This window comes from Rhizobacter sp. P3_B12, assembly GCF_056402895.1.
The window spans coordinates 1-1,199 of sequence record NZ_JBFUGN010001401.1 but is presented as its reverse complement, the minus strand read 5'-3'; the positions used below and the strand labels follow the sequence as shown (position 1 = coordinate 1,199).

The 1,199-nt window shown below is 61.8% G+C and carries 2 protein-coding genes; one reads left to right on the top strand and one right to left on the bottom strand.

The window, feature by feature from the left end; all coding sequences use genetic code 11:
- Window positions 1-720, top strand: a 720-nt coding sequence (locus AC1D01_RS35605; RefSeq protein ID WP_477874366.1) for a helix-turn-helix domain-containing protein, incomplete at its 5' end; no start/stop codon positions are given.
- A 64-nt stretch (window positions 721-784) separates the two neighbouring features.
- On the opposite strand, the gene AC1D01_RS35600 is transcribed toward AC1D01_RS35605, so the two are convergent.
- The gene (locus AC1D01_RS35600; RefSeq protein WP_477874368.1) at window positions 785-1,132 is read right to left on the bottom strand and encodes an SRPBCC domain-containing protein; all 348 of its coding nucleotides are present in this window, start codon (window positions 1,130-1,132) and stop codon (window positions 785-787) included.
- Window positions 1,133-1,199: the final 67 nt, after the last annotated feature.

Here is a 1,199-nt window from a genome sequence, read left to right as displayed (position 1 = left end):
GCTCTGGAGCGGCAGACGGGGGTGCACTCCATCGATTCAGACCATCGAGTTGACTTCGACACCTGGCCCGGTGTCCTGACCTACACGCCTGCGGGGTTACCCGTGTTTTCAGAATCGCAAACTGGCGGCGAATACCTTGTCGCCAGGTGGACGAGGCCCGTCACCACGGACGACGCCACCGCGTTGCCCAATTTCCGCAAGGAGATGCCGGGACACCGTCAGGCCTTGGTGCTGGGTCGAGCGATTCGCAAGGCCATGATGGATCCAGACATCGATATGCTTGCGCTTGAAGAACTCGCAGTCCAGTTCGTGAGTCTTTGCTCGGTGCCACGAAGTGCGCCTAAAAACATCGACCGAGCGAGTTGCGCTCGAGTGCTGGATCGGATTGCCGCGGAGTTCGACCAACCATTGACACTGTCCCAACTGGCAAGCGCCGAAGGGGTGGCGGAAGTCCATTTCCTGCGTGAGTTCAGTCGAGTGGTTGGCATGACTCCCCACGCCTTCATCGTTGAAACCCGCCTGCAGGCCGCACGCGCCCTGATCGAGCGAACCGACATGCCGTTGGCGATGATCGCGTTGGAGTGCGGGTTTTCGCATCAGTCACACATGGGCACGGCATTTCGGAATTTGCTTGGCTTGACGCCACTCCGCTACCGAAGCTCGTTTCGCGATTGTGGCCTCGCAGCACCCAGCGCCGTCAGGTCGCGAGACACCGATTGACGCTCGCGTCGACGCGAATCATAGGTGTCACGGCGCCACGAACGGTGGCGCCGCTCACGCGGGTCTAACGGCTTGTTTTCGACGCGCTGGCTTCGCTTGTGGCCTTCAATCGTGTCAGCCACTCCTGAAGCGCACCATCCAGGAGGGGTTGGAGCGATGCCGCGTTGGCCCGCACGACCTCGCCACTCCACGATTCCTCGGTGCTCACCTTGACGCCCTGCGCAGTCTCGGTGAACTGCCAGACGTGGACGGCGTCGATGCCCTGCGCGGGGCCTGTCCAGACAATGCGGCGCAGCGGCGCCAGTTCCTGCACGGTCGAGGTGATCTGCAGGCCACCTTCTTCCCACTTGAAGGCCGAGCCGACGGCCAGTTCGATGGAGGAAGTCTGGGCGTGGAAGGGTTCTAAAGGAATTGCTCAAGGATGCTGAGCGTCCATGCGTTTTTGTATGACCACACGGGGCGCATCGAGCCCGCCGCAC